Genomic DNA, 26822 nt, shown 5'->3' with positions numbered 1-26822 from the left:
GACGATTGCGGTGTCGGGGAGTAAGGACCGTACGGTGCGGGTGTGGGATCTGGCGGCGGGCAAACAACTGGGCGAGCCGCTGACCGGTCACACTGGCGAAGTTCGCTCAGTAGCGGTCGGGCGGCTGGGTGGCGAAACGATCGCAATTTCCGCCGGCGGTGACGACGGTACCGTGCGGCTCTGGGATCTGGGGTCCGCGCTGGTGTCGTCCGGCGGCTGAGGCAGGCAGGGCAGGCTTGTTGTGTGCGGCTGTTGAGGAGCTGCACACGTCCAGCATGGGCAGTGTGCACCCCTGCTTTGATCAGGTCTGCCCGGCGCGTTGGTCCGCTCTCTCTGGCAGTGGATGCAGGTTACGTCGCTGCTCTTCTTGGCCGCGCACGGGTCGAACTCAAGCTCTAATCCGAAAATCGGACAGTGACGGGGCAGGCGGCAGCGAACCCTGGCTCGCGGTGGTGGGTCAGGGTTGTTGATTGGCGTACTCGGTCAGGCGGCTGGTTCGAGGATCACGCGGTAGCCGAGGGCTTCGAGCTGGCGGATGTGGGTGCGTTTCTTGCGGTCAGGCTTGATGCGGGTGTCGTAGAAGTCGGCGCCCAGGTCGTGGAAGCGGGCGTCGGGGTTGGACAGCAGGTGCCAGACGATGGTCAAGATGGAGCGGCCGACCGCAACGACGGCCTTCTTCTTGCCGCGTCGGCGGGCGATGCGGCGGTAGCGCTCGCCAAGGAAGGTGGGGGTCTTGCTGGCGCCGACGGCGGCCTCACCCAGAACGCGGGCGAGGTAGCGGTTGCCGTGGCCGGTGGAGTTGCGGCCCCTCTTCTTGCCGGCCGACTCCTTGATGATCGGGGTGAGCTTGGCCCAGGAGCACAAGTGCCCAGCGGTGGGGAAACGGCTCATGTCCAAACCGATCTCCGCGATGATCGTGTGAGCGGCGATCAGGCCGACGCCGGGGATCTCATCCAGACGCGTCGCCGCGTCGGCGAAAGGGGCGACCACCTCCTCGATGGCGCGGTCGAGATCGGCGATGTCGGCCTCGATCGCCTCCACCCGGGCGACCATCTTGCCGAGCAGGTAGGCGTGGTGGTCGGTGAAGTGGCCGGTGAAGGCTTCCTCGAGCGCGCCGATCTTGGTGCGCATCCGGGTGCGGGCCAGCTGGGCCAGCGTCTTGGGGTTGCGTTCGCCGTTGATGAGGGCCTTGAGCATGGCGCGGCCGGAGACGCCGAAGATGTCGGAGGCCACGACGCTGAGCTTGATGTGCGCGTCTTCGAGGAGCTTTTCGACGCGGTTCTTCTCCGCGGTGGCCGCGCCGACCAGATCAACGCGGTAGCGGGTCAGGTCACGCAGGCGGCGGATCGCCGGGGGTGGGACGAAGCTGGGGCGGATCATCTGTCGTTCGGCGACCTTGCAGAGCCATACCGCGTCGATGGTGTCGCTCTTGGGCCGGCCGGGCAGGTGTTTGACGTCACGCGCGTTGACCAGCCACACCTCGAACCCTGCCGCTTCCAGCAGGTAGAAGACGGGTTTCCAGTAATCCGAGGTCGCTTCCATGACCACCCGGGTCACGCCCAGGCAGCGGAAGCGATCCGACATGGCCGGCAGCGCGCGGGTCATCGTTGAATACGTGCTGACCTCCTGCAGCCGTTTACCAGTCTTGGTCTCGCTGGGCAGGCGCACGCAGGCCACCAGTTCGGCCTTGCCGATGTCGAGCGCGGCAATCCTGGGGATGATCTCTTCGTTGTCGTTGGTCTCGACCAGCACCAGCTTCCTCCCTGTCGCTTCGCGGGCAACAACGGTCACCCGCAGGAGCCAGGGCGGTTACGGAAGCTAATCCGCGTGCTCGAAGGCGACAATGAAGGGCCCATGGCAGGCTCCCAGCGCCCGACTAGACGACGGCCTCATGACGACCATAGAGCTACGGCGTCGGCGGGCAACCACTCCCGATTTTCAGCCCGGAACGGGCTCTGCGCAGCGGAAATGGGACTAGACGAGTAAGTCCTAAGTCGGATTAGTGGTCGTAGGCGATCAGTGATCGGGTGACAGGCTGGCCGGTGTGGCGGTTGTGCCAGATGGCGGCGGTCAGGGCCAGGATGCGCTGGGCGATGTGGTAGCCAACCCCGGTGACGGTCCTGGCGCCGTGGAGTTCCAGGTCGAGCTGGCCTTTGAGGGTGTCGTTTACGGATTCGATGAGCTGGCGGATCGGCTTCAGCAGGTGTTCGCCGCAGCGTGGGGTGTGGTTGCGGTAGGAGGGGCGCAGCAACTGCACGCCGCGCTCGGCCAGAAAGGCGTCCAGTTCCGCGGAGACGTAGCCCTTGTCAGCGATGATCAGCAGTCCGGGCCGGTCGGCGAGCAGGTGTGGGTCGTGCTCGCAGATGGCCATCAGCACTTGGCGTTCGTCGATGTTCGGGGTGGCCAGGGCCCAGGTGATGGGCAGGCCGGCGGGGGTGCAGATGAGGTGCAGGCGCAGGCCCCAGAAGTAGCGGGAGTGGGAGCGGCAGTAGCCATAGCCGGCCCAACCGGCCAGGTCCGAGCGGCGGGTGGTGGGGCGGGAGCGGCCGCACTCGATCGGGGTGGAGTCGGCCACCCACACGGGGTCGGCCCACAGGTCGGTGTCTTGCGCCAGCGCCCGGATGGCCCGTTTGAGTAGTGGCAGGGCCTTGTGTAGGCGCTTGTTGTAGCCGGACTGGCCGGGCAGGTAGGGGAAGGCGCCGGGCAGATGTTCGGGGACGTAGCGCAGCCAGCGCGCCTCGGAGTGGATGCCGAGCAGTACCTGGGCCACCGCCAGAGTGAGCAGCTCGGCGTCGGTCAGCTTCGGTTTGCGTCCCAGACGTGGCCGGTGCCCGAGCCAGTTGTCGATGCTGACGTACAGTGCCGTTAGAAGGGTGTTGAGGTCTGTCTTCACAAACCGATCGTCAACACCCTTCGTTACGTCCACACTCCACTCTGCAGCGACTTAGGACTTACTCGTCCAGCTCTGCACGATTAGCTGTACTTGACTCTGCACATCGCCCCGTACGCCGACAGCCGTGCTGGGGCGGCCCTCGGCAGCGTCGGTGACGGGGGCCTGGCCGGATCGGCCGTGAGCGTGTGCGAGCGCGTCGCGGCCGGCGTCCGTGACCAGGTAGCGCCGTGAGCGTCCGGGCGGCGACAGCTCCAGCCAGCCGCGCTCGATCAGCGGTGTCCACCAGGCGCCGCGCGGGCCGGGCACACCGGGCTGGGGCTGCCGGTCGGGCAGCCCCTCGATCTGTGGCGGGTCCAGGGGCGCGCCAGTGTGCTCGTCGTAGAAGCGACCACGCACCCACAGGGTCAGGTGCCTGTCGTCGATGTCCTTGAGGGTGCGCCGTAGTGCTTCTTCCTCGCGCGGGCCGTGGGGACGGTGGATCATGGCCACCGCCTGTGCGGCAGGGCGTCATTGGGATGCCACCCGTCGGCGCGGCTACCAGCTTGCCCGGGGGCGTCCTGCCGCGCCGGCTTCTCACCGTGCGGCTTCGTCGCGCTCATCCCCTCGCTCCGGCCGATCCTTGCGCGAGTCGTGGCAATGCACTTGCCCGACCCGCTGCGCCATCTGCAGATGAGTTCCCGGCCAGGCTGCTTGGGTGTTCGGTCATGTGCTCTTCCGAGGGGTTAACGGTTCTGCTCTCATGATGGCGGCTGCGCTGTCCCGGCGGGTGGGTGATCGGCGGCGACGGTGAGCAGCGCGGCGGCCAGAGCCTGAGCTTGGGCGTCCGTGGTGGGTGAGGCACCGAGCGGGATCTGGGTGCCGTGGTGATACAGCACCACGGCGCCGTCGGGATGCCGGGTGACCGCGTCGATAGGCAGCGGTAGATCAGCTCTTAGCCACCGTCGAGGCTCGCCTTGGTCTTCCTCCTGCCACGCCGTAGTGGACGATAAGGATGCAATCACCGGGTGTGCGCTGCCCCCGAGTTGGCCCTGCGGGAGGATCGAGCTGATCGACGGCATCCCTGCCGCGGCGGCAGGCCAGGTGCGTCGGCCCAGGCGGTGGAGGCGGTGCTCGTGCTACGCAAGGTGCCGGCCAGGGACGGATTGGGCCGCTTCGATGAGCAGGCCGGGCTCGCCGCGAGGCGGTGACGCCTGATGCGTGACGGGAACCTGCAGTTCATCGTCGCCACGCTCGACGAACTGGGTGTGCGTCCCGATCCGCGAGACCGCAGTGGGCTCAGCGCGCTGGCCGACATGGATCCGCAGATGGTGCGTCTGGTGCTCGACCTGATGCGGAAGGCGCACGAGGCAGGCCGAGTCACGGGCGGCAAGGCTCCATGAGCTACCTCCGATAGGTAGCGCTCGCGGACCTCTTACCGCAGCGCGGCCGTGACGGGCGGCGACGCTGTGCGGCTCGCCGGTTACTTGGCCATGCGAGCGCGGATCTTGGGCTTGAGGGCATCATTCTTCGTCACAAGTTGCTGGCCGCCCGGCGGCTGTGTCAGCGCCTCCGCATGGTCTCGTTGTCGACGAGTTCCGCCAGGTCGCCGGCCGAGTCGGAGGTCAGGCGGTAGAAGCCCTGGAGGCTGGCCGCACGCTCCAGACGGCCGTCTACGACGTACTTCAGAGCGCGGGTCTGACCTCGGCGGTTGCGCCAAGTCAAGCGTGCCAAGAGATCGCCGGGGATGGGGACGTCGAAACGGACGGGTGTCGCGTCCACGTGCACCGGTTTCGCGCCGCACCCGCCGGCTCCGAGCATCGACCAGTCGGCGTGCCCGGGGAACGCCGGGTCCTGCCAGGTTGCGGGGGCAGCGCCGCAGCAGGCGCGCCGCTCCATGTCGAGTACGCGCATCCTGCTCACGACGTGAACAATGCCCGCCTTGACGTGCAGCGCGTACACTTCGTCCCCGGCGCGGGCGCTTGACCAGGTGGGCAGGGACGAGTGGACGCCGCTGAACGCGACCGGCGGCCGCTCGTCCACGCGACCTGCGGTGCGCAGAGCACGGCATGTGTCGTGCGTCCATAAGACCGTGAAGGCATCGGACATGCGGTGATCCTACGGACGAAGGCCGACAATATCGGCCCCGCGCTACGCGGCGCGAGCAGGTCCACTGGCATGCTCCTGACGTCCCCATCGAATCGAGGAACGTTGACCACTCGCCTGGCTCCCGCCCAACCGGCCTGCCGCAGGCTTGGAGATTCGCCGCCGGCCAGGAGTTGTATGCCCGCCGTTTGTGGCCCTCTCGACAGGTTCGGCGCGACGTCATCTATCAAAGAACATGGCGCAAGCCCAGAGGAGTGCGGCATCCCCAGCGTCGGCGTGTATCGACTGACGCGGGCGTACGCGGCAGTGTGCGCATCCCTGGGCAGGTGCTATTCGAGGTCGTGCCACGTCGAGGACGTGGCGGGGTCCCCGTTCGGTTCGCGCCCGAAGGGGAAGGCATCCTCGTGATCTTCCCGGCGACATCGTCGAAAGAGCCGGGCTGCCGAGCATCGCGTGACGAGAATGGACACCAATCGGTCGGCCCGGAGCTCCCGCAAGCATCTCAGCAGCCGGGCCGCGGCGGACGGGAGTGCCTGACACGTCTGCCGTTCTCGAGCTCAGCGCCACGTGTCTCCGCGGCCAGGCGGGTATCGTCGGCTGTTGGAGAGGTGGTCGTGTTGCCGGGTCGGCAGCTCGATCGCGCCGCTGTCGCGCAGTACCTGCTCGGTCAGGGCTTCGGCATCGGCGGCGCTGTCCACACCGTCGGGGACCTCGGTCAGCGCCAAGGCTATGGCGTCGGCCCCGGGACAAGCCCGGCGTGGAGTTTGCCCGGGATGCGGCCCGCTGCCACATGCGCGTGGTGATGTCGGCCGGGGCAGGCCGCGCGGGCAGGCCGGCGACGGCGGCGATGTTGAGGCGTGGGGACAGCCCGTTGCCGATGCCGTGCGCGACCGGTCGGCTGCCGACCACGCCAGCATGAGACGGCCCGAGGTTCGGGCCGCTCTTCAGGCGACTTTGGACGAAGGCGCCGTCCAGGTGTTGCACGCTTGCGGCGACGCGGCGCGAAAGCCCTTGTCGAGCCAGGCTGCGATGTTGTGGCTCTTCCCGTGGGTGCGGACTGTCGCCTGAACGTCTTCGCCATCCCGGTAGAGGTCCAGCAGGTCCTCCCAGTCTTCCTCGGGGCGATCCAGGGAGTCCCAGACGCTGCCCATGAACACCCCGCCCAGGCATTCAGCCTGCAGTTCCATTCGGCGCCGGGAGCGTTCCGCCGTGCCGACCGGGACGCGGGCACGAACGCCCCCGGATCTCCCCGGCCGGTCGTCGGCCACGTGACCACGGTCGGGGGGTGACCGCGTTGCCCGGGCCTGCTCAGCGGCCGGCGCCGGGCACTTGACCTTCACATCGATACGAAGGCCTAACGTCAGGGGGCAGACCGGACGTTTGCGTTCGGTTTGCCCTCGGACGACCGAATGCCGGAGTGATCCATGACCTTTTTCGCCACCCAACGCAACGGTCGACCGGCGACCGCCGGCGACTTGGCGCCGCTGGCCTTCGCGGGCTATGCCCACTTCACCGCCCTGCAGGTGCGCGGCGGGCAGGTTCGTGGCCTTGACCTGCACCTGGAGCGGCTGCGGTCCGCCTCGATGGAGCTGTTCGGCCGGGCGCTGCCCGACGATCGGGTGCGGACGTACCTGCGGGCGGCGCTGGAGGCCGGCCCGGCGGACGTCTCGCTGGTGGCCACCGTGTACTCGGCCGCCGGCGAGTTCACCGAGGCAGGGGCGGAGCTTGAGATGCTGGTCCGTACGGGGCCGGCCGCCTCAGGGCCGCGGGGCCCGCTCAGGCTGGCGGCCGTCGAGCACGAGCGCTTCCTGCCCGCCGTGAAGCACGTGGGGGAGGTGGCCAAGACGTACGTCCTGCGCCAGGCGGCCGAACGCGGTTTCGACGACGCGGCGTTCGTGGACCGCCGGGGCCGGCTCAGCGAGGGGTCGATCTGGAACCTGGCCTTCTGGGACGGCACGGCGGTGGTGTGGCCCGAGGCCGAGATGCTGGGCGGGATCACGATGGGCATCGTCCGCCGGCAACTGGAACGCCTCGGCGTCCCCCAGCGTACGCAGGAGGTCAGGCTCGCCGACCTGCCGGAGCTGGCCGGGGGAGTGGTGATGAACTCGTGGACGCCGGGGGTGGCGGTGAGCGGGATCGAGGCCATGCCCTTGCCGGTGGCGCCGCCCTTCCTGGAGGCACTCCACCAGGCGTACCAGGCCGAGCCGCTCACCTCACCCTGATCACCTCCGCTTCGTCCCAGTTCCAGAGGGCGGCCGGGAGCCTACGGGGGCTGGATCAAGGTGCGGGGTCCGTGACGGTGCGGAAGGTCACGGACACGCGCCGTCCGCGCGGGATGCGGCCCGCGGCGGCAGGGATGTAGCGCAATCCCGGCACCACCTCGTGGCGAGGAGCCGACGGCAGACGATCGTCAGTGTCGGAGGGGCCCGGCATGACGAAACGTCATCCGGGCTGACCCGGCAGGCGCATCATCACCTTCTGTCACATGCCCGGGTGGGGGCTGTGTGTCGTTCTCGCAGGTCGCGCCATAGTCTGGGAGGTGGAGGAGGAGTCGTCCTCTGCGGGGTGGTCATGATGACCTTGGCAGCACGGGTGACACAGAAACCGGACCGCAGCGTCGTCGCCCTGTCCGGTGAACTGGACCTCGCGTCGGTCTCCGACCTGGCGGAGGCGGTCGGCGTCGCGATGGGAGGCGGGCGGCGCAATCTGGTGGTGGATGTGGCCCAGTTGCGCTTCTGTGACTCGGAGGGGCTGGAGGCGCTGCTGAGGATCCAGGCCGACGTCGCGAGCGGTGGCGGCACGATGACGCTGACGCACGTGCACGGCAGGGTACAACGGGTCATGGAGCTGACCGGGCTGGGGCAGGCGTTCACGATCATTCCGGAGCAGCGGAAGGGTTCGTGACAGGGCCGGCCCGGTGCCGGTCGCGTCAGCCGTTGAGCGCGCTGGCGAGGGTCACGGCCGCGCTGACGAGCAGGGACACCAGCACCACCTTGCGGAAGCGGTCCGGATCGATACGGCTGAAGACCGCGTTACCGGCATACCACCCCAGCTGTACGACCGGCAGGCCGATCACCCCGATCCAGAGCGCCTCGGAGTTCACCTGGCCGGCCACGGCGAACCCGATCAGGCTGAGCACGCTGGTGCCGGCGAACACCGCCGCGAGGGTGGCGCGGAACTTGTGCGGGTCGTAGCCCATGCCCTGGAAGGCGGCGACCATCGGCGGCCCGTTGGTGCCGGTCGAGGTGGAGAGCGCGCCGGAGATGAGGCCGACCCCCACGAGGATGGGGACGTTCCCGTGCACCTTCACGCGCCGCCACACCATCACGGTGCAGCCCAGGACGCCGATCCCGATCAGCGCCGTGAGCACCCGCTCCGACGTGACCCCGTACACCCAGAGGCCGAGTGGCATGCCGAGCACGATGCCGGCCATGGCGACCAGGGCCACCTTCCACTCGGCGTGGTGACGCTGGCGCACACCGATCGTGATGGTCATGGCTAATGCCGACATTGTGGTGGCGACTACTGCTGTATGGGGGTCGACGGTGAGGGCCAGCAGCGGAGTGGCGACGAGGGCGTACCCGAATCCGGTCACCGCGTGCACTGTAGAAGCAATCAGGATAATTACGGCGGCGGCAATCAGCGTGGACACGTGCCACACTTTGCCACAGATCTACTCAAATGAACCAGCATTCTCAGGAAAATTATCCGTCGGCAGTGGATGCCGCGGTATATGGAGACCGACCGGGATCGGCGCTAGGCTTCGGGCAAATGGTTGTTTAGACGTGTCCGCGCATTTTGTCAATTGGCGTCAATAGGAGCGAATGACGTGGAGTCTTCGAGCTACATCATCAGCCCGGCCCTCGATGGTGACGAGGCCGTCATCTTCGTTCCCGGTCTGGGAGGCCGGACGAAGTTCGTGGACGGATGGAACGAGCCAGGCTTGGAACCTGTCATTCACCGGGCCAACTGGAGCGAGCCGATGAATGTGCCCTCCATTGAGGAGCGCGGCGCGGCGCTTTCGTCCCTTGTCGCGCGTTCCGGAGTCACGGACGTCGTGCTCGTGGGCCACAGCATGGGCGCCCTGGTCTGCCTGGAGGCGGGCAAGCACCTGGAGCGACGGCTTCGCGGCACCGTCGTCATGTGCCAGTATCCGCCGCATCGCACGCCGCTCTCGCCTCTGGCGGAGCTGCCGGACCGGGCGCTGGCCGAGGAGATCGAGGCGCCGCCGCACATCCTGAACACCACGGCCCTCTCCGAGTACGCCCGGCTCTGGCGGTCGGAATACCGGCTGCTCAATCGCTATCTGGAGGCGGATCCGCGCCCGCTGCTCGACGCGCCGCTGATCGCGGTCGGCGCCACCGACGACGCGAGCTCCTGGAACGCCGACTCCCTCAACGACTGGAGCCAGTACACGACGGAGTGGCTGTCGGTCCAGATGATCGCCGGCGGCCACCAGGTCGTCGAGCAGCTGCCCCCCGAGACCCTGCGCGAATGGGTCGGCAAGCTGCGCGGCTGACCCCCGCCCGGCCCGCGACGGCGTCACCCGGTCAGCCGTCGCAGCTCGGCGCCCAGCTTCGCCACCGTCGGGTGCTCGAAGATCACCGCGATGCCGACGTCCACGCGGAACCCCCTGCGGATCTCCTCGACCAGCTCCACCGCCGTGAAGGAGTCGCCACCCAGGTCGAAGAAGTTCTCGTCGGGGGCGACCGACTCCACCCCGAACGCGGCGCGCCACATCTCCGTCAGCCGGGTTTCGATCGTGGACCCGTCCGCTGACGGCGCCGCACCGGGGATCCGCCCGGGTGCCGGGGCCGGCGCGCCCGGCTGCCCGCCGCCGGCGTCGTCCGGCACGTCGTCGGCGTTCAGCAGGACCGCGTGCTCCCCCGACAGGGTGATCGCCACCTGCCGGTGGCCGGGACGGCCCAGGAGGCGCAGCAACATGGCGACCCCGGTCGCGGGCGCGATCCCGTCGCCGGCCGACGGCTCCTCCTGCCCGGCGTCGGCGCTCCGCTCCGTGCGGTGGGTCTCGGGGGCGACCATGGATTCGTCGACGCGGCGCATGGTGAAGCCCCTGACCTCGACGGCGACGTCACCGCCGGCCGTCAGCACGTCGATGTCGGCCACGATCGTGTCAGAACCGCTCGGGCGCCGGCGGATGTGGCTGTAGGCCAGCGCCGGTATCGGCCGGTGCACCACGATCGACTGGTAGGCGAAGGGCGCGTGCGGCGCCTCGTGGTCGGGGTCCCGCGCCAGCGACACCGCCGCGTCCAGCAGGGTCGGATGCAGCGCGTGCTCGTCGAGCTCATGGCCGAACGCCTCGGGGAAGGTGAGCACGGCGAGCTTCGTGCCCCGTTCCTCCCCGGAGGTCCAGATCTCCTCGCCCGGCCATCGCGGACCGATGGTGAACAGCCGGTTGTCCGGGTCGTTCACGGGTATCCGCCGCTCGGGCAGCGACGCGCGCAGCTCGTCCAGGTCCACCGTGCCCGCGCCGGCGTCCACCAGCCCGATCTCGCCCGTCGTGTGGACGCGGTAGTCGCCGGGCGAGCCGGGGGACGACGAGAGCGGCGCGGTGCGTACGGTGAATCGCCAGACCTCCTCGTGCGCCTCGAAACCGACCTCCAGCGACACGGGCTCCGGGGTGGTGATCGGCTGCCGGAAGACCATGTGCCGCAGCCGTGCCGGGCGCCCGTTCGCGCCGGCGACCGCCTCGTGGAAAGCGCGCAGGACGAAGTCGACCTGGGCCGTGCCCGGCAGCACCGGCACGTCGTCCATGCGGTGCTCGTCCAGGATCGGATAGCCCTCGACCGACAGCGTGGTCGACCACCGGCGCACCTCCGCCCCCTGGTGCCCGGCCTGCGATGGCCGCCCCTGGCGGGCGGCCATCCCGACCTCGGCCCAGGACGGCCAGTTGACGGTGACCGAGGCGCAGCCTGCCAGGGGCTGCCGGCGCACCACCGCGTCCAGGAAGGCGTTCGCCGCGGCGTAGTCGGCACTGCCCACCAGGCCCCTGAGCGCCGCCCGGCTGGAGAAGGCCACGAAGAAGTCGAGGTCCGCCCGGCCCCGCAACACCTCGATCAGCGCCAGCGTGCCGTGGACCTTCGGCGCGAGCACCGCCGACATCTGCGCCCGCGTCCGGAACTGGAGCATGCCCCCGCCCGCCACGCCGGCCAGGTGGAACACCCCGTTGATGCCCCCGAAGGCGTCCGACGCCTCGTCGATCACCCGCCGCAGCGTGTCCACGTCGGTCACATCGCACGCCTCGACGCGGCACTCTGCTCCCAGCGCCCGGATCTCGGCGAGCTCGGCGTCGTGCCCGCCCGCCACCCGGCGGCCCAGCAGCAGCAACCGTGGCCGCAGGCCGGTGGCGGCCAGGCCCCGTGCCAGGGCCAGGCCGAGGCCGCCGAGCCCGCCGGTGATGACGTAGGCACCCCCGGGGCGCAGGACGGCAGGGCCCGCATCGTCGGGGACGAGCTCCCGCTCGCCGGGGACCCAGCGCCGATCCCCGCGCAGGGCGACGATCTCCGACCGCATCCGGCCGGACAGCTCCGCGAGCAGCCGATCGCCGGGCACGCCGCCCTGGACGTCGACGAGCTTGCACCTGGCGCGCGGGTTCTCCAGCAGGTAGGTCCGCAGGAGCCCGAGCAGCATGGCCCGTACCGGGTGCACGGTCTCGCCGCCCGTCACGTCCGCAGACAGCTCGGTGAGGAGCAGCACGTCGCGACCGCGCTTGTCGGGCGCCCGCAACGCCGCTTCCCGCAGCAGCTCGACGATCCGGTGGAAACCGGTGTCGAGCTGGTCGTCGATGCTGCTCAGGTCGGGTTCTGCCAGGTCTCCGAGTTGCGTCGCGTCGACGATGAGGCCGGGATATCGCCGCGAGTCCCGCAGCTCGTCCAGCAGTCGGGCGACGTCCGCCGGGTGCCGGGGCCGGATCACGAACTCGTCCGCCGCTCCCGCGTACGAGGAACCGTGCCGCACCCACAACGCCTCCCACCCGGCCTTGCCCAGCAGGGCGACCAGTTCGTCGGCCCGGTGCGGATCATCGGGCAGGAACACCAGCGGGCGGTCCCGGACGCCGGTGTCGTGCTGCCCGGCCGGTGCGGCCTCCATCCACGTGGGCAGGCGGAACACCGCCCCGCCCGCCTCGGGGGCGGGCGCCTCCGTGACGGGGCCGCCCGGGGACGCCCGCTCGATCCAGTGCCGCTTCCGTTGGTAGGGGTAACCCGGCAGGGGCACGCGTCCGCCGGCCGAACCCAGCGCCGACCAGTCCACCTTCGTACCGAGGGTCCACATCCGGGCCAGCGCGTGCAGGAACGAGGCGCGCTCGGTGGCGCCCTTCGACGGCCCGCTCGGGAGCGACGGCACCGCCAGGTGCCGCCCGGCACGCACCTGGGGATGTGAGCGTGCCAGGGTGGTGAGCGTCCGCCCGGGGCCCACCTCCACCAGCACCCGGTCACCGCCGGACAGCACGGCGTCGAGCGCCTGCCTGAACAGGACGGGCCGGGTGAGCTGCCGGACCCAGAAGTCCACGCTGCCCACCTGAGCCGGGCCGCCGGTGGACGCGGACCAGACCCGCCAGCGGGGCCGGCGTGGCTCGATGCCGTCGAAGGCCAGGCGGAACCGTTCGGCGGCGCCCGTCATGGCCGGGGTGTGGAGGGCGTACCGGGAGCTCAGCGGGGAGGCGGCGAGCCCGGCCCCCGCGAGGACCTCCTCCACGAAGCGGCGCACGTCGTCCGCCGACCCGCCGACGACCGTCTGCCGGTCGCCGTCCACCACGGCGACGCCGAGGCTCCCGAAGAGCAGCGGCGACACGGTGTCCGGGCCGGCCGCGACCGCCACCGTCGCGCCCGGGGGTGCCTCGGCCGTCGCCCGGGCACGGGCGGTCACCAGCCGTACGGCCTCGGGGAGGGTGAACACCCCGGCGAGCGTGGCCGCCGCGAACTCCCCGATGCCGTGACCGAGCACCACGTCCGGCTCGATGCCCAGCGCCAGCCACAGCCGTCCCAGCGCGTATTCGACGCTGAAGAGCGCCGGCTGCGCGAGGGTCGTGTCGCCCTCCTCCAGGAGCCGCCGCCGGGGCAGGCCGTGGGCCTCGAAGAGGGCATGGCACTCGTCGAGTGCCGTGCTGAACGCCGGTTCGGTGCGGTAGAGCTCGGCCGCCATGCGGGCGTGCTGCGCCCCTTCGCCCGGGAACAGGAACACGGTGCTCCGCTCCACCCGCTCCTCCGGGGTGACGACCCGCCTCCCGTGGTCGAGCACGGCCGTGGCCGCGTCGGACAGGCTCTCGACCACCACGGCGCCGCGGACCGGGTGCGGCGTGCGCCCCTTCCGCAGCGTGAATGAAACGCTGGAGAGCCGGTCCGCGCTCTCCTTGAAGGATCGGGCGAGCCGCTCCGGATATGCCTCCGCCGCGGGCCGGGTCCGTGCCGACCACACGATCAGCTGCGTCGTGGGCTCCGGGGCGGGGTCGGCGGCGCGGGCCGGCGCCTCTTCGAGGATCGCGTGCGCGTTCGTGCCGCCGATGCCGAAGGAGCTGACCCCCGCCAGCCGCCGGTGGCCGGCCGATCGGGGCCAGGGCCGCAGCGTGTCGTTGGCGAAGAACGGTGACTTGTCGAGTTCGAGGAGCGGGTTCACCTCGCCGAGGTTGATGCTCGCGGGGATCTGCTCATGGTCCAGCGACAGCGCGGCCTTGATCAGCGACGTGATCCCCGCCGCGTGACCCAGGTGGCCCACGTTTCCCTTGATCGATCCGATGGGACACCGCCCGGGCGCGAGTCCCGAGCCCGCCCGGGAGCCGAACGCCTGCCGCAGCGCAGCGATCTCGATGGCGTCACCCAGCCGGGTCGCCGTGGCGTGCGCCTCGACGTACCCGATGTCCTCGGGACCCACGCCGGCGACCTCCATGGCCCGCCGCACGACCTGCGCCTGCCGGTCGGCGCTGGGCGCGGTGAAGCCGACCTTGTTGGCGCCGTCGTTGTTGACGGCCACGGCCCGGATCACGGCGGAGATCCGGTCGCCGTCGGCCACGGCGTCGGCGAGCCGCTTGAGCACCACGACGCCGACGCCGCTGCCGAAGATCGTGCCGGTGGCCGCCGCGTCGAAGGGGCGGCAGTGGCCGTCCCTGCTCAGCGGCCCGTCCTGGGCCCACCAGTACCCGTGGCCGACGGGGAACTCGACGTCGGCGCCGCCGGCCAGAGCGACGTCGCACTCGTGGAGCCGGAGCGCGTTCACGGCGAGGTGCACGGCCACGAGCGAGCTCGAACACGCCGTCTGCACGGTCATGCTCGGGCCGTGCAGGTTCAGCTTGTACGAGACCAGCGTCGACGCGCTGTCGGGGTTGTTCCACATGCCGGCCCCCATGCCGGTGGCGCTCCGCAGCGCCTCCAGGCTCCCGAGGACGCGGCCGATCGCGTAGCGGTTCGCGGCGACCGAGGAGAACACGCCCGCCCTGCCGAGTCCCGAGGCGTCATAGCCGGCGTTCTCGACGGCGGCGTGCGAGGTCTCCAGGAACAGCCGTAGCTGCGGATCGCACACCTCGGCCTCACGCCGGGTCAGGCCGAAGAACTCGGCGTCGAACAGGTCGATGCCCTCGGGCTCCGCCACCGCCCGCACGTAGGCCGGGTCGTCCAGGGCCGCACGCGACACGCCGCTCGACCGGAGCTCGTCCGCGGAGGGGAAGCGCACCGCCTCCTCCCCGGCCACCAGGTTCCTCCAGAGCTGCCGGGTGTCGGCCGCGCCCGGGAAACGGCCGGCCATCCCGATGATCGCGATCGGCTCAACGAGGTTGTCCATATCGTCCGCCCTATCGCCGGAAATCCGAGCTTGAGGTGAGGTCGTCCAGGTGCTCCCGCAGGTGGTCGGCGAAGGCGTTCAGGCTGGGAAACCGATAGACGAGCACAGGAGAGATCTCCGCTCCGAGCCGGACGGAGACCTCCGACACGAAACGCATGAGGGACATCGAGGTGAAGCCGGCCTCGAAGAAGCCGCCGTCAGGGTCGATCCGGCCGCTGCCGCGGCCCAGAGCCGACCGCGCGCACTCCTGCAGCACCTCCGACAGCGTCGCAGTCCCGTCCTCACCATGCGCGTCCTCCGGTGGGGCCGAGTCCCATCCGGGGTCCTCCGGCAGGGAGTCACGCACCTCGATGCTCGAAGGCACGACCGCGGGGTCCAGGTAGTCGAAGAGCGCCGCACGCAGCTCGTCTCCGTCGACCGCCGTCGTGGGGCTCCGTACGACGGTCAGGCGTACGGATCCGACTCCGCCGCCGTCCTCGACGAACGTCGCCACCGCCTCGACGACGCCGGCGACCCGGGTGGCCGCGCCCTCGATCTCCTCCAGCTCCACCCGCGCGCCGTTGACCTGGACCTGCCGGTCCGCCCGCCGCAGGAAGCACATCGAGCCGTCCGGCAGCCGGCGGACGATGTCGCCGGTGTCGTACCAGCGCCGGCCGTCGTGGCCGGGAGCCAGCAGCGGGGTTCCGTCCGTGTAGCCGAGCGCGCAGGCGGCGGCCTCCACCTGCAGCCGGCCCTGCGGGCTTTCACCGCCGGACATGTCGTCGGGGACGATCCTGACGACGGCATGGCCGAGTGCGCGCCCGATGGGAACCGGGTCCTCGCTCGCGACGCCCTTCCCGGGCGGCACGCGGTGCATGCACACCACCTGCGGGGTCTCCGACGCGCCGTAGCAGTTGGCGATGGTGGCACGCGGGGCGAACCGCGCCGTCGACCGCAGCGCCGCGGCCGTGAGCCGTGCCCCCGCCGAACAGACCAGCCGCAGGCTGTCCACGGGACGGTTCGACGAGCCCGCCATGAGCTGGAGGAGGACCGGCGAGCCCTGGAGCACGGTGATGGAGTGCTCCGCGAGCCAGGCCGCCGCCAGCCGGGGATCCGCGGCCGTGCGGCTGCCGGGAATGTACAACGTCGCACCGGTGAGCCAGGGCGCGATCAGCTCCCGCAGGCTCGGGTCGTGGCCGGGCCTGCTGAGAAAGGCGATCCGATCGGACTCGTCCATGGGCAGTTCTTTGAAGAACGCCCAGCTGGCGGCCTCGAAGGCGGCTCGTCCGACGACGATGCCCTTGGGCCTTCCCGTCGTACCGGACGTGAAGAGGATGTGACTGGCCTCTCCCAGGTCCTCGCCCAGGAGCCGCCGGTCGTCGCCGGCGGTGTCCAGCAGCTCCAGACCGGCCGGGGACGGTCCGAAGGCCGCCGCGGCGCCGGTGGCCGTCAGGGCTCCGCGCACCCGCTCGGGACCCCAGTCGCCCAGGATCGCCGGGACGGCGCCCGCGCTCCAGAGCCCTATGAGCCGCGCGACGAACTCCGGGCTCCGGTCGGCCGGCACGCCCACCACGCGGCGCTCCAGGCCGTGGCCTCGTACGACGCCGCTGACGTCCTCGCTGAGTGCGGCGATGTCGCCGAAGGTGAGATCACGATCCTCGTGGACCACGGCGACCCTGCTCAGGTCACGAGGCATCCGCCCGAGCAGTCCCGGCGCGGTGGTGCTGATGGTGTCACGGACGGGGGCAGTCAGCTCGTCCCCTCGGCTCACGCTTGCCTCCTTATGCATCACAGCAGCTCATCCCAGGCCGAGTGGAAGTACCTGGGGTGAGCGCCGCGTATCTTGCGCCAGTGCTCCTTGCGGTTCTCCGCCGATGCGGCGCCGGTGTGGCGGCTCGGGCGGTCCCCGGCCGCCGCCCACGCCAGGTGCACCAGCGGGAGCATGGCCGCCCCGCGCCTGGCCTTGCCCAGCTCCGCCCCGGCGCCGGTGACGACTTTCGACAGTCCCGCCGAATAGGCGTACTTGATGGGTTCGTAGATGGCCGCGTTGAAGTACACGAACGGGTCGGGCGCCCCGTCGTCGAGGCGCCCGAAGTCCGTCACGTACAGCCGGTCATGCCAGCGGCATATGACCCCCGTGCCGGCGAGGCGGCCCCGCACGCGGCACAGCAGGGCCATAGAGGAGGCGTCGCCCAGCGCGGAGCAGTACGCCGTAAGGCGTCGCGTGACCGCGTCCACGCTGTAGGCGATCCCGTGCTTGGCCCGCACGTTCACGATCATCGGCGCGATGGTCGGGATGGCTTCACGCAGGGGGACGGTCTCGGTCGCGCACTCCTCGGCGAAGACCCCCACTTCCCTGCGGGCGCTGGTGCGCGTGTTCCGTGGCAGCGTCGCCAGGTAGTCCTCGAAGCCCGTACCGGGGAGCTCCAGCTCGGTCTGGGCGACGCTCGCCAACCGGTGGTGATCTCCGTCGCCGCTGATCGGAGCGAGGTCGCTCCATGCGGAGGCGTCGAGGAACAGGAAGAAGGTGTACGGAAGCCCGCGCTCGGCGGCGACGGCGCCGGCGGCGTCCCGGAGGGCACGCAGGACCGCCGTCCTGGCCGGACCCGGCAGGCCGCGGTCCACGATGAGCCGCGTACCGAATCCCGCACAGGAACCGGCCAGCAGTCCCAGCCGGCCGTCGAGCCGGCTCGCGGCGTGCAGCAGGTCCTGGAAGTGGAGCTCCGGCCAGTACAGGTAGTCGCCGCGGCTGGGGAGCGAGTCGTAGAGGGGGAGGGCGCCGAGGATTCGAGGGTGCCCGGGTCGCCGGGCGATGAGGTAGGTGACGGGTCCGTCACCGCACTGTTCCAGAGCCCGCAGCCAAGCGTGGCTCTGGAACATGTCCCCGGGGTCGGCGACGTCGTCCCACGTCCGCCCGGCCACGTCGTCCAGCGAGGCGACGCGATCGACTGTCACGACCCCGGGTGCTTCTGGCGTCATTGCCGGAATGTCCTGTGCGGTCACGCGGTCAGCCGGACCCGTGATGGAGCCATTCGAGCAGGTCCGGCTCCGCGAGCTCGGCTATCCGGCGGTCGTAGTGTGCTCGGTCCTCGGCGGTGAGGAACTGCTGCCACTGGCCCGACCTGCCGCTGCGGAAGAAGCGTTCGCGATCGCGGAGGTAGCCCAGTTGTTCGTCGGGTGCGAGATCGGCCGCGCGACTGCGCATCTGCTGGAACGTGGCGGCCTTGACCAGCTCCGGCCACCTGCTCTCGTCGATCTCGATGTCGAGGCGTTCGGCGAGCCGCCGCATCTGGCCGGCGAGGTCGTTGGAGAGGTCGGCGTAGTGCAGCAGGATGACGTTCGGGTCGGCGCGGCGAACCCATGCGCGGCTCTGCGTCCAGATCAGGGCGCGCAGGGAGTCGAGGTTCTCGTACGGAGAGTCGTCGTTGTCCACCCAACGTAACGTGTACGTGCGTTCGTCGAGAAGGTCCCGCTCGTCATGATCGTCGACCGGGACTTCGGCCGCCCCGTTGCCGGGGGTGTTGGCCTGGTTGATCAGGCGGCGGATCACGTCACGCTTGAGGTTCTTGCCGTGGCTGCGCAAGGAGATGGCGACGTCGCGCGGGTCGCGCCCCACCGTGATGAAGGTGACCTTCGGATCGTCGGGGATGCCGTCGAGCGGAATGTGGGTCTTGATGAACCGGCGGTGCTGCTGTGCGGACAGGTGGTCCCAGACCTCCTGCTTCGGACGTACGAGCATGTCGATCCACGGAGACAGGCTCGACAGCGGCGCGGGTAGCTCGGGTGACTGGAAGATGAGGAGCGCGCAGATCGTCTGCGTCCAGGTCGTGCCGCACTTCGCGGGCGAATTGATGACGATGTCGCCGGGACGGAATTCGAACCCCTCCCACCGGGAGCTGTCCTCCATCGGTGTGAGGTAACGAACTAAATGCGTCGTCATCGGCGTAAGTTTAATCAACGTACTGGAGTTAAGGAAGGGAGGTGATTGTCCGTATGCATTTTGTGATGAGAATCGTCCTTTGAATACATTGCCGATCTGTCTTGCCGGGATTCCTGGCGCAACGCAAAGCCCCTGTGCCGTCCTCATGACACCGCGTGGACGCCCCGGTCAGTAAGGGGCCAGGTCAGCGTTACTTGGAGCGGTCCTTTCGGATGAATAAACCCGCCGGCCGGAAATTGGCGACCCGATCGGCCGCGCTTCGCGCCAGGGCGGATCGGGCTCAGGCATTCGCCGGGCCACGGGGCCGCTCACCAGCCGCGCAGGGAGTAGGCGGTCACATTGTCGGGGAGGTCGGCGACGCGGGAGAGCGCCCCGGTGGCGATGTTCCAGCCGAGCAGCCTGTCCCGGCTCTCGATGATCACGGTGTCCTGCCTGATCCAGCCGCGTACGGGGCAGCCTTCCTTCCCGCACCTCCAGCCGGGCGGATCCCCCCAGGGCAGGCGCAGCGTTCTGACCACCCGTCCCGTGGCGACGTCGGCCACCACGACCACGTCGGCTCCCTTGCCCTGGTCGTAACCGGCGAACGCGGACCTGGCCACGAGGCCGCCGCGCTGCCATCCGTGGTTGTCCAGGACGCCCACGGGCATGGCGCCCTCGTTGGTGATGTCCCGCACGTCCAGCTCCACCTCCGACTCGCCCTCCCGGATGACGGTCCAGCCGCCTTCCTCCGGCGAGACGATCCTGAGGTCGCGGTAGCCCGCGACCCCCGCGAACCCCTTGTACGGCTGCCGCCGCACCTTCCCCGTGGCCAGGTCCAGCAGGTAGTTCGCCTCCTCCTGCTCGACGAGGAGTTGCTCGCCACGCCAGAGCACCACCTCGTTGAACCCCGGCACCGGGTAGCGCCTGGCCCGCCCGATCACCAGGTCGACGACCACCACCTCGTCCGGCTGCGGGAAGGCGGCCATCGTCCCGTCGGGGGCGAGGGCGTTGGGCTTCAGCGGCGTCCCGCGGTTGCCGCCCGCGTCCACCGCGTTGTCCAGCTTCACGTCCAGAGGGACGCGGCCGCCGGACTTCATCAGGTAGATGCGCCCGTCGCCGAACTGGGCCACCCCCAGGACGGGGCCGGGCACCGCGGTCACGACGGGGAGGTCGGCCCACTTCTCCGGCAGCGCGGTCGCCAGCGTGGGCAGCTTCGTCTCACCGCTGGGCGGTGGCGCCGTCTCCCTGGCGGGGGCCGGCGAGATCGTGGGCGTGGGGGTGCCGCTGGGATGCACGGTGACGGCGCGCTCGACCGGCTCCGATGGCACGACGATCCCCGCCACGACGAGCACGGTGACCGCCGCGGCCGCCCCGGCCACCGTCCACCGGCGGCGGGTACGGCTCCGCGTGCCCTGCCGCCACAGCTCGCCCGCGCGGGACGACCCCTCGGGCAGGGTCTCGGCGAGGTCGTTGAAGAGCTCCCGCAGCCTCTGGTCCGTCATATCAGCACCTCTTCCAGCTCGGGGGCGACCTCGCGTAACCGCTTCAGCGCCGCGTGGGTCTGGCTCTTCACCGTCCCGGGCGAGATCCGGAGGATCGCGGCGACCTCCCCGACGGGCAGGTCCTCGTAGAAACGCAGCACCAGCACCGCCCGCTGTTTCACCGGCAGCCTGGCCAGCGCGCCGGCGAACACCACCTTCAGGTCCGACGCCTCCGAGCTGTCGTGATCCGCCCGTTCGGGCGGCTCCTCGTAGACGAATTCCCGCTGCCGCCGCCACCTGGACGCCACGTCCCTGTACAGGGTGGTACGCACGTAGTTGACCGGGTCGGTGTGCACTTTCGACCAGCGGCGCGCCAGTTTGATCAGGGCATCCTGGAGTACGTCCTCGGCCAGATGCCTGTCACCGCTGATGAGGATGGCGGCACGCAGCAGCCGCGGGTGCCAGGCGGCGACGAAGGCTTCGAACGCCTCGGAATCCGTCATGTAGACAAGACGCTCCCGAGGGGGTGAACGGTTGGGGGCTTCGCCAAATATCTGGCCCGGAGCGGCACCGGTCAGCCGTTGATCACCGCGAGCAGTCGCAGGTAACGCTCGGCGAGCGGCTCGTCGGCCGTCCGCAGGCGGTCCAGCATCCAGTCCCGCAGGCGGGCGTCGTCGGCGCGGCCGAAGGTCTGCGCGTATCGGGTGGCGAGGGCGTCCACGATGGCGGCCGCCTGCGGCGAGGCGGGATCCACCCCCGCGGCCACCGCCGCGCCGACCCGGTCGCGGACCTCCACGGTGAGCTCATGGTGCAGCCCCGTGGTGTCGCCCTGGGCGCGCTCGGCCGCCTAGTACTCGGCCAGCCGCCGGACCACCGCGCGGAACTCCGGGTCCCGGACCAGTTCGGCCTCACGGTGGGCAGGTCGATCTCCAGCTCGCGCAGCGTGCGTACGAACTCCAGCCGGGCCGGCGCGCCGACGTCGTAACAACCGGTAACCGGCGGGACTGCGGATGGTGGGCGGCACGAGCCCGCGGTCGGAGTAGAACCTGATCGCCTTCACCGTGAGCCCGGTGCGCCGGGCCAGGTCCCCGATCGTCAGCAGCGCGTCGCCGTCCATGCGCACACTCTGCCGCCTCCCCTCGGGAGAGACTCAACCGCCAGGGACCAGGGTCCGCGCGGGTTTTGCACGGCCGGCGCCAACCTTCGTGCGGGCCCGGTGGTCGAAGTCAGTGACACGGGGTGACGAACGGCGTCGCCGGGCAACCAGGGGAGCGGCGGATGAGAAGCATCCGGATCATGGTCAGCGTGGGAGCCGCCGTCGGCGTCGCGTTGTGCTGGCCGGGCGCCGGCACGGCGAGCGCGGCGACGGACGTACCCAAGGGGTTCCTCATCTACGAGCGTGCCGACCGCCCCAGGCCGGTGGTCACCGTGGACGGCCGCCCGCGCTGGCGAGTGGTGAACAGCGCGCACGGCATCCTGTGGGTGAACCCGTGCCAGGACGCCGGGCTGGGCACCAAGGGCCGGATCGCGGTACGCCGGGCCTGGCTGGAGGCCCCCGCCGCGGCCCAGATGGAGGAGGTCGCCCTCTACCGGGACGTCAGCGCGGCCAGGAAGGCGATGACCGACCTGCGGGCGGCGCTGCGGCGCTGCGCGAAGATCGACGACGGCGCGGGGGATGGCCGCGACGTGAGGTGGACCGGCACCCCCGCCCGGATCGGCGACGAGGCGCTCCAGGTGGCCATGCAGGCATACCACGGGACACGGCCGACGATCCACGGGCAACGCGCCGTCGTCGCCCGCAAGGGCAGCGCCGTGTTCCTCTACGCCCACACCGACGAGACATCCCGCGCACCGAGCCCGGCCGACTTCCGCCGGCACGCGAGCGATGCCGTACGGATGGCCCGGCTTGTCTGCGCGCTCGACGACGTCTGCCGCTGACCTGCCTGCTGCTCGCTTCTGAACGGCGAAGCGCCGTCCCATGGCGAGCGCGACGCCTTACGACGGGCTCGGCCGCCGCGAGGAGGCTTACGCCGCGGCCGAGCCCGGCTCCGAGCAGCCACAGGAGCCTGGAAGCCCGTTCGTCAGGGTCGATGATCGAGCTTGTCGAGGCCGCCAGTGTGCTCTGTCTGACTATCGCTGCCCGGGTGCCGCCGCTGTGCGGGGGTTCACCCGGGTTTGTGGTGAATGTTCCGGTCCGCGCAATCGGATCGCCTTCGCCGCGCTATCCCGCCCCCGTCAGGCCGGCTGCCGGGCTGTGATCTCGGGTTTCTCTCTCCTGGGGGTGGGCGTGGGCGCGGGGAATGGTGGTGGCCTGGGCTGATATCGGGGTGGAAGGGATCGGATAAGGAGGAGATGGCCCCGGTTGTGACCGTGACGGCAGTTCACCTGATCGGGAGCCAGCGGGGCTGCCGGACGGATCACAGGGGCAGGCAGAACATGAGCAAGCGACTCAGCGTCAAGGCCATCGGGATCGTCCTCATCTCCATGATCGCCACCACCGGCGGACTGGCCCTCACCAGCGCGATGACCGCCACCGCGGCCCCCATCCCCTGCGGAGAGCCCTGGCACACGTGCTGAACACCCGTCAGCTCCACCCCGTGCAGAACGTCTTCCCGAGCCGGCTGGAGCACAGGTCCCATTGCACGTCCTTGATCGGACCGCTCATCGAGAACGAGAAGTGTGCGGACTGCCCGTTCGAGACCTTGGTATACGGATCGGGCTGGGCGTAACGCACCTTCCACGCACCCGAGACGTACGCCCTGTACGCGATGCGCACCCACGACTGTGACTCGTACTGCGTGGTGTCCTGCAGTTGGCCGTCCGCGGTGGCGACCGTGCCGTTCCAGGACACCGATCCTCTGGCCCAGGCGTAGTTCGTGTGGATGTCCAAGGGCGATCCGCCGGCGGGAACCTCCGGGGGAGCCGTCTTCGAGGGTTGGGGCGACGGCGGCGGGGCCGAGGTCGTTGACTTGGTGGGTTTCGGCTGCGTTCTCGTGGGCTTGGGCGACTCCTGCTGCTTCTTGGCAGCCGATGCGGTCGGGGACGCCGTGACGGTCGTTTGCTTGGTGACCGTCACGGCGGGCTGCGGGACCGGCGGGGTCGGCAGCGCCGGCATGGGCGCGGTGCTCAGCTCGGGCACCGAACCCGTGGTCGGCTCGGTCGGCATCTCGAACGGCTGCGCCGCCGTGTCCTGCGGATCGGGCGTACCGGCCCAGGGGACGGTCACCTCGGGCAGCGAGGAGGGCGGCGGCTCGCCGGTGCCGGCCGGCGCGGGGACGGTGGCCGCCGCCGGCCGCATCGGCTGCTTCCCGGCGTAGACGCTGGCTCCCCAGATTCCCGCCACGGACAGCAGGACGACGATCGCCAGACCGGCGGCCAGCGCGACAGGAAAGGACCGGGTCGGCCCGTCGGAGCCGGGACCGGGCCGCGAGGGCTCGGACACCTGCGGGGCCCCGACCGGCCCCCAGCCCGGCGAAGCCGCCGCCTGCCCGGAGGAGCCGAGCAGGCCCAGCAATGCGGCCTGCGCTGTCGGCCGTTGCCCGACCGGCTTGGCGAGGGCGGACGCCACAACACTCCGTACCGGCTCCGGCAGGTTGCCCAGGTCCGGTGCGGCGTTCATCACGGAATGCGGGTCGTGCCCGAAGGGAGGCCGTCCGGCGGCCGCGAAGACCACGACCGCCGCCCAGGAGAAGACGTCCGAGTACGGCCCGTACGCTTCTCCGTTGAGCTGCTCCGGCGAGCGGTAGCCGAGCTCGCCCGCGGGCGGCCCGACCGCCACGTCGGTGACCTTGGGGCCGTCCGGAGCGAGGATGACGTTGTACGGGGTCAGCCCACCGTGCGTCAGGCCCTCCAGATGGATCGCGGTCAGCGCCGTCAGGACGCCGGCCGCCATCCGCTCCAGCGCGTCACGCGGCAGTGGTCCCTCGGCCGCGACGAGTTCGGCGAGGCTGCGCCCCGCCACGTGCTCCCTGACGACGTACGGCCGCCCCTCCCACATCCCGGCGTCGAGCACCCGCGCGACGTGGGGGCCGGACACGCGGGTCAGAGACCTCAGGCGCTGGACGACGTCCGGCTCCCGCGCCGTATCGGGCGCCAGCAGCTTGATCACGCGCGGCGCGGACTCCGCCGTCTCCTGCCCGAGGTGGACGGCACCACGCGGCCCTTCACCGATCGTCCTGATGATGGTGTCGCCGCCTACCCGCAGCGGGCGGTCCGGTCGCACGGGGTCCACAAGTACCCTTCCAACGGCAGATCACGATTTGCATGCCATATCTAAGCAAATCGTCACAACATAATCAGGGGTTTCGGCTTACCCCATCGTCGAGTGGGCCGGCTCGGCTCGCCGTGACCTCCCCGGCACCTGCCGCCCGGCAGGCGTGTCACCAGCTCACCAGACGCAAACGTGCTCCCTCCGCGACGGGCTCCGCCTGCGTGCCATCCCGCGAACAGGAACAGCACCAGCCGCCCGGTGCCGAACGTGCCTGACCGGAAGGCGGCCACACCGAGGAGCAGTGTCCCGACGTAGAGACCGAAGGTCGCGGAAACCGGCACCAATCAGGGCCCGTAGGAGATGTCCACGTACAGGTCCATCACGAGCTCGGTCGTCCGCTCCAGCCCGAGGGCCCCGATGACCCGCAGGGCCGTCTTCATCCACGCCCGCCCAGTACAGGCGCGCCCCGGGTTCACGGTGTACGCGGCCGGCTGCTCGGGCGCGGCGAAGGGCTGGGTGGCGAAGTAAGCCCGTTGCTCCGGCGTGAAGCCCGCCGTGCTCTCCGCCAGGTACCGCAGCAGCAGTCCGGCGCACCACAGGAGCGGCCCGAGCACCAAGGCGCCGCCGCCGATGAAACGCCCGGGGAACCAGGCGTTGTGAGGAACCAGCGCGGGAGTGGCTCTGATGAGTGACATGCCGTCACCCTGGCGTGCGGCGGATGCCGCCACGTCTGCCGTTGGGCAGGGTGGCGATATGACTCTGGTCAGTGATCTATGCGACGAGTGCCCGCGAAAATAGCCGACGTGACCTATCTTGCTCAAGGGGCGCGGGTGGCACTGCGCCACATCGGCCTCCAGGACTTCGAGGAGCTCTCGGTCCTGTCCGAGGCGAGCGCCGAGCTGCTGGCCAAGTGGATGCCCGGCGCGCCCATCGTCACCTACGAGGACTTCGAGGGCTACCTGGCCAGGTTCGACGGCCCGCTGCACGAGGGCTTCCTCATCTGCCGGCACGACACCGGCGCGATCGTCGGCCGCGTCAACCTGAACAACATCGTCCGCGGCACCCACCAGAGCGCGACCATCGGCTATTCCGCGTACGCCTCCACGACCGGCCACGGGTACATGACCGAGGGGCTCGGACTGCTGGTCCGCCACGCGTTCGGCGAGATGGACCTGCACCGCCTCGAAGCCAACATCCAGCCGTCGAACACCGCCTCCCTGAGGTTGATCGAGCGCGTCGGCTTTCGGCGCGAGGGCTACTCGCCCGACTTCCAGTTCATCGACGGAGCTTGGCGGGACCACGAGCGCTGGGCCATCACGGTGGAGATGACCCGATGAGCGAGGTGATCTCCCGGACGTCGGCCCGGGTCCTGCTGATCGACCCCGCCGCTCGCATCCTGCTCTACCGGGGCAGGCTCCTCCAGGTCGAGGCTCCGCGCTGGGCCTGGTTCACGCCGGGCGGCGGCGTCGATCCCGGCGAGACCCCACAGCAGGCCGCCGCCCGCGAACTGCGAGAGGAACTCGGCCACGCCGTGGCCCCGGAGACACTCGGCCCGCTGGTCGCGACGAGTGAGGGCCCGTGGTCCGGCGGCGGGCGGCGCTTCTTCTCCCGCGACTACTATTTCCTGCTGCGCGTGAACGCGCTGGACGTGGACACCTCCGGCATGGACGAGGAGGAGCGGGCGGCTACCGACCGCTTCCACTGGTGGACCCCGGCCGAGCTGGCCGGACCGGCCCCCGACGGCGAGGAGGTCGTGCCCAGGGAACTCGGCTCGCTGGTGGCGCGGCTCGCGGCCGGGAACCTCCCGGCCTCGCCGATCGTCCTGCCGTGGCATCTGCTGGATGATCGGTGAAGCCGGCAGGGCGCCCGCCCGCCTTCCCCCGCGAACGTCGAACGTCGGGCGGTGGATGAGCGGACGGGCGGCCGGGGCAACACCTCGAACCATCCCGGGTGCCTACGCGAGAACGGCGCCGACCGGCCCCTCCTTCCCCGCTCGCCCTGCGGCGTCGTTCGCGCAAGAGACGCGGCGTTCAGGCTCCCCGGGTGACCCCTGATGGCTCTGTTGAGTTGTGGTGGTGGGTCTCGGCGTCAGCTGACGGTGGCGGGTTGGGCGGACATGAGGATCTGGGACCAGCCCTTGGGGTCGACGGTGCCCAGGCCAGTGATGTCGTCGCCGTCGCCGTCGTGGGGGTTGGTGTCGCGGTAGTGGTAGAGGGCGCCGTTGGGGTGGCGGCCGTAGTAGACGCCGCCGCCGGGGGACATGAGGTGGCTGATGCCTTCCCAGGTGGTGTCCTTGAGGGGGAGGCGGGTGCGGTCTCCGATGCCGTTGATGCGGTAGGAGATGAGTTCTCCGCTGGTGGTGGTGCCGAGGATCCAGTTGGTGCCGGTGGTGGTGAGGGTTTTGAGGGTGAAGCCGCTGCCGATGGCGGCTTGGCCGGAGATGTTGGCGCTGGTGGGTTTGTCGGC

The 26822-nt window shown here is 70.4% G+C and carries 26 protein-coding genes and 1 pseudogene; 9 read left to right on the top strand and 18 right to left on the bottom strand.

Annotated elements, in window-relative coordinates; translation table 11 throughout:
- Positions 1–220, top strand: a pseudogene (locus BLS95_RS56215) (hypothetical protein); the annotation flags it as partial.
- A 263-nt stretch (positions 221–483) separates the two neighbouring features.
- Here BLS95_RS56215 and BLS95_RS40205 read toward each other — a convergent pair.
- The 3 genes from BLS95_RS40205 to BLS95_RS40195 form a co-directional block, all read right to left on the bottom strand.
- Positions 484–1752, bottom strand: coding sequence for an IS110 family RNA-guided transposase (locus BLS95_RS40205; RefSeq protein ID WP_090944433.1), 1269 nt, complete (start codon positions 1750–1752; stop codon positions 484–486).
- A gap of 247 nt (positions 1753–1999) precedes the next feature.
- Positions 2000–2893, bottom strand: coding sequence for an IS982 family transposase (locus tag BLS95_RS40200; RefSeq protein ID WP_090944430.1), 894 nt, complete (start codon positions 2891–2893; stop codon positions 2000–2002).
- A 51-nt stretch (positions 2894–2944) separates the two neighbouring features.
- Entirely contained in the window at positions 2945–3376 is a 432-nt protein-coding gene (locus BLS95_RS40195; protein WP_143044065.1) for a hypothetical protein, read from the bottom strand.
- A gap of 710 nt (positions 3377–4086) precedes the next feature.
- Between BLS95_RS40195 and BLS95_RS40190 the strand changes: the two genes are divergently transcribed.
- Positions 4087–4272 (top strand): hypothetical protein, encoded by a 186-nt coding sequence (locus BLS95_RS40190; protein WP_090944424.1) that lies wholly within the window; start codon positions 4087–4089, stop codon positions 4270–4272.
- A 160-nt stretch (positions 4273–4432) separates the two neighbouring features.
- Here BLS95_RS40190 and BLS95_RS40185 read toward each other — a convergent pair whose 3' ends face one another.
- The 3 genes from BLS95_RS40185 to BLS95_RS40180 all read right to left on the bottom strand — a co-directional run bounded on the left by BLS95_RS40185 (position 4433) and on the right by BLS95_RS40180 (position 6243).
- Positions 4433–4978 carry a hypothetical protein gene (locus BLS95_RS40185; RefSeq protein ID WP_090944418.1) on the bottom strand — a complete coding sequence of 182 codons (546 nt, stop codon included), beginning with the start codon at positions 4976–4978 and terminating at the stop codon, positions 4433–4435.
- A gap of 554 nt (positions 4979–5532) precedes the next feature.
- A complete protein-coding gene (locus BLS95_RS56210; protein ID WP_176993637.1) occupies positions 5533–5700 on the bottom strand; it encodes a hypothetical protein in 168 nt (55 codons plus the stop codon).
- 219 nt (positions 5701–5919) lie between these two features.
- Complete coding sequence (locus BLS95_RS40180) at positions 5920–6243, bottom strand: neutral zinc metallopeptidase (protein WP_143044064.1); 324 nt, start codon at positions 6241–6243, stop codon at positions 5920–5922.
- Positions 6244–6399: 156 nt separating this feature from the next.
- Between BLS95_RS40180 and BLS95_RS40175 the strand changes: the two genes are divergently transcribed.
- Both BLS95_RS40175 and BLS95_RS40170 read left to right on the top strand, forming a co-directional pair.
- Positions 6400–7197 carry an aminotransferase class IV family protein gene (locus tag BLS95_RS40175; protein WP_090944413.1) on the top strand — a complete coding sequence of 266 codons (798 nt, stop codon included), beginning with the start codon at positions 6400–6402 and terminating at the stop codon, positions 7195–7197.
- A 349-nt stretch (positions 7198–7546) separates the two neighbouring features.
- Positions 7547–7879 carry an anti-sigma factor antagonist gene (locus tag BLS95_RS40170; RefSeq protein WP_143044063.1) on the top strand — a complete coding sequence of 111 codons (333 nt, stop codon included), beginning with the start codon at positions 7547–7549 and terminating at the stop codon, positions 7877–7879.
- A 25-nt stretch (positions 7880–7904) separates the two neighbouring features.
- Here the strand turns inward: BLS95_RS40170 and BLS95_RS40165 are convergent, their stop codons facing one another.
- On the bottom strand, positions 7905–8627 hold the full coding sequence (locus tag BLS95_RS40165) for a sulfite exporter TauE/SafE family protein (RefSeq protein WP_176993635.1): 723 nt from the start codon (positions 8625–8627) through the stop codon (positions 7905–7907).
- A 177-nt stretch (positions 8628–8804) separates the two neighbouring features.
- Between BLS95_RS40165 and BLS95_RS40160 the strand changes: the two genes are divergently transcribed.
- On the top strand, positions 8805–9494 hold the full coding sequence (locus BLS95_RS40160; RefSeq protein WP_090944404.1) for a thioesterase II family protein: 690 nt from the start codon (positions 8805–8807) through the stop codon (positions 9492–9494).
- Positions 9495–9517: 23 nt separating this feature from the next.
- Here the strand turns inward: BLS95_RS40160 and BLS95_RS40155 are convergent, their stop codons facing one another.
- The 8 genes from BLS95_RS40155 to BLS95_RS58455 form a co-directional block, all read right to left on the bottom strand.
- Positions 9518–14767, bottom strand: coding sequence for a type I polyketide synthase (locus BLS95_RS40155; protein WP_090944401.1), 5250 nt, complete (start codon positions 14765–14767; stop codon positions 9518–9520).
- A gap of 10 nt (positions 14768–14777) precedes the next feature.
- Positions 14778–16517: a non-ribosomal peptide synthetase gene (locus BLS95_RS40150; protein WP_176993634.1), complete on the bottom strand. Its 1740-nt coding sequence runs from the start codon at positions 16515–16517 to the stop codon at positions 14778–14780.
- 17 nt (positions 16518–16534) lie between these two features.
- Complete coding sequence (locus BLS95_RS40145; RefSeq protein ID WP_176993633.1) at positions 16535–17701, bottom strand: peptidogalycan biosysnthesis protein; 1167 nt, start codon at positions 17699–17701, stop codon at positions 16535–16537.
- 52 nt (positions 17702–17753) lie between these two features.
- The gene (locus BLS95_RS40140) at positions 17754–18686 is read right to left on the bottom strand and encodes a sulfotransferase domain-containing protein (protein ID WP_090944393.1); all 933 of its coding nucleotides are present in this window, start codon (positions 18684–18686) and stop codon (positions 17754–17756) included.
- Positions 18687–18994: 308 nt separating this feature from the next.
- A complete protein-coding gene (locus BLS95_RS40135) occupies positions 18995–20167 on the bottom strand; it encodes a hypothetical protein (RefSeq protein ID WP_090944390.1) in 1173 nt (390 codons plus the stop codon).
- Positions 20164–20649, bottom strand: coding sequence for a SigE family RNA polymerase sigma factor (locus BLS95_RS40130; protein ID WP_090944387.1), 486 nt, complete (start codon positions 20647–20649; stop codon positions 20164–20166). The genes BLS95_RS40135 and BLS95_RS40130 overlap by 4 nt, the downstream gene beginning before the upstream one ends.
- A gap of 71 nt (positions 20650–20720) precedes the next feature.
- Positions 20721–20942, bottom strand: coding sequence for a hypothetical protein (locus BLS95_RS58460; RefSeq protein WP_245765578.1), 222 nt, complete (start codon positions 20940–20942; stop codon positions 20721–20723).
- 51 nt (positions 20943–20993) lie between these two features.
- Positions 20994–21263, bottom strand: a complete 270-nt coding sequence (locus BLS95_RS58455) for a MerR family DNA-binding transcriptional regulator (protein WP_245765577.1) — start codon at positions 21261–21263, stop codon at positions 20994–20996.
- Between the two features lie 161 nt (positions 21264–21424).
- On the opposite strand from BLS95_RS58455, the gene BLS95_RS40120 reads away from it, so the two are divergent.
- Positions 21425–22084, top strand: coding sequence for a hypothetical protein (locus BLS95_RS40120; RefSeq protein ID WP_143044062.1), 660 nt, complete (start codon positions 21425–21427; stop codon positions 22082–22084).
- Between the two features lie 498 nt (positions 22085–22582).
- Positions 22583–22723 carry a hypothetical protein gene (locus BLS95_RS56205; protein ID WP_176993632.1) on the top strand — a complete coding sequence of 47 codons (141 nt, stop codon included), beginning with the start codon at positions 22583–22585 and terminating at the stop codon, positions 22721–22723.
- 7 nt (positions 22724–22730) lie between these two features.
- On the opposite strand, the gene BLS95_RS40115 is transcribed toward BLS95_RS56205, so the two are convergent.
- On the bottom strand, positions 22731–24377 hold the full coding sequence (locus BLS95_RS40115; protein WP_090944381.1) for a serine/threonine protein kinase: 1647 nt from the start codon (positions 24375–24377) through the stop codon (positions 22731–22733).
- A gap of 323 nt (positions 24378–24700) precedes the next feature.
- The gene (locus BLS95_RS40110; protein WP_090944378.1) at positions 24701–25051 is read right to left on the bottom strand and encodes a hypothetical protein; all 351 of its coding nucleotides are present in this window, start codon (positions 25049–25051) and stop codon (positions 24701–24703) included.
- Between the two features lie 108 nt (positions 25052–25159).
- On the opposite strand from BLS95_RS40110, the gene BLS95_RS40105 reads away from it, so the two are divergent.
- Entirely contained in the window at positions 25160–25693 is a 534-nt protein-coding gene (locus BLS95_RS40105) for a GNAT family N-acetyltransferase (protein ID WP_218136227.1), read from the top strand.
- Positions 25690–26208, top strand: a complete 519-nt coding sequence (locus tag BLS95_RS40100; protein WP_090944373.1) for an NUDIX hydrolase — start codon at positions 25690–25692, stop codon at positions 26206–26208. The genes BLS95_RS40105 and BLS95_RS40100 overlap by 4 nt, the downstream gene beginning before the upstream one ends.
- A 236-nt stretch (positions 26209–26444) precedes the next feature.
- On the opposite strand, the gene BLS95_RS56200 is transcribed toward BLS95_RS40100, so the two are convergent.
- Positions 26445–26822 (bottom strand): hypothetical protein (locus tag BLS95_RS56200; protein ID WP_218136226.1); only part of this gene is annotated, 378 nt, incomplete at its 5' end.

This window comes from Nonomuraea jiangxiensis (assembly GCF_900099965.1).
Classification (GTDB): domain Bacteria; phylum Actinomycetota; class Actinomycetes; order Streptosporangiales; family Streptosporangiaceae; genus Nonomuraea; species Nonomuraea jiangxiensis.
Note: the sequence above shows the minus strand (reverse complement) of the source record. Positions and strands in the feature narration are given on the sequence as shown.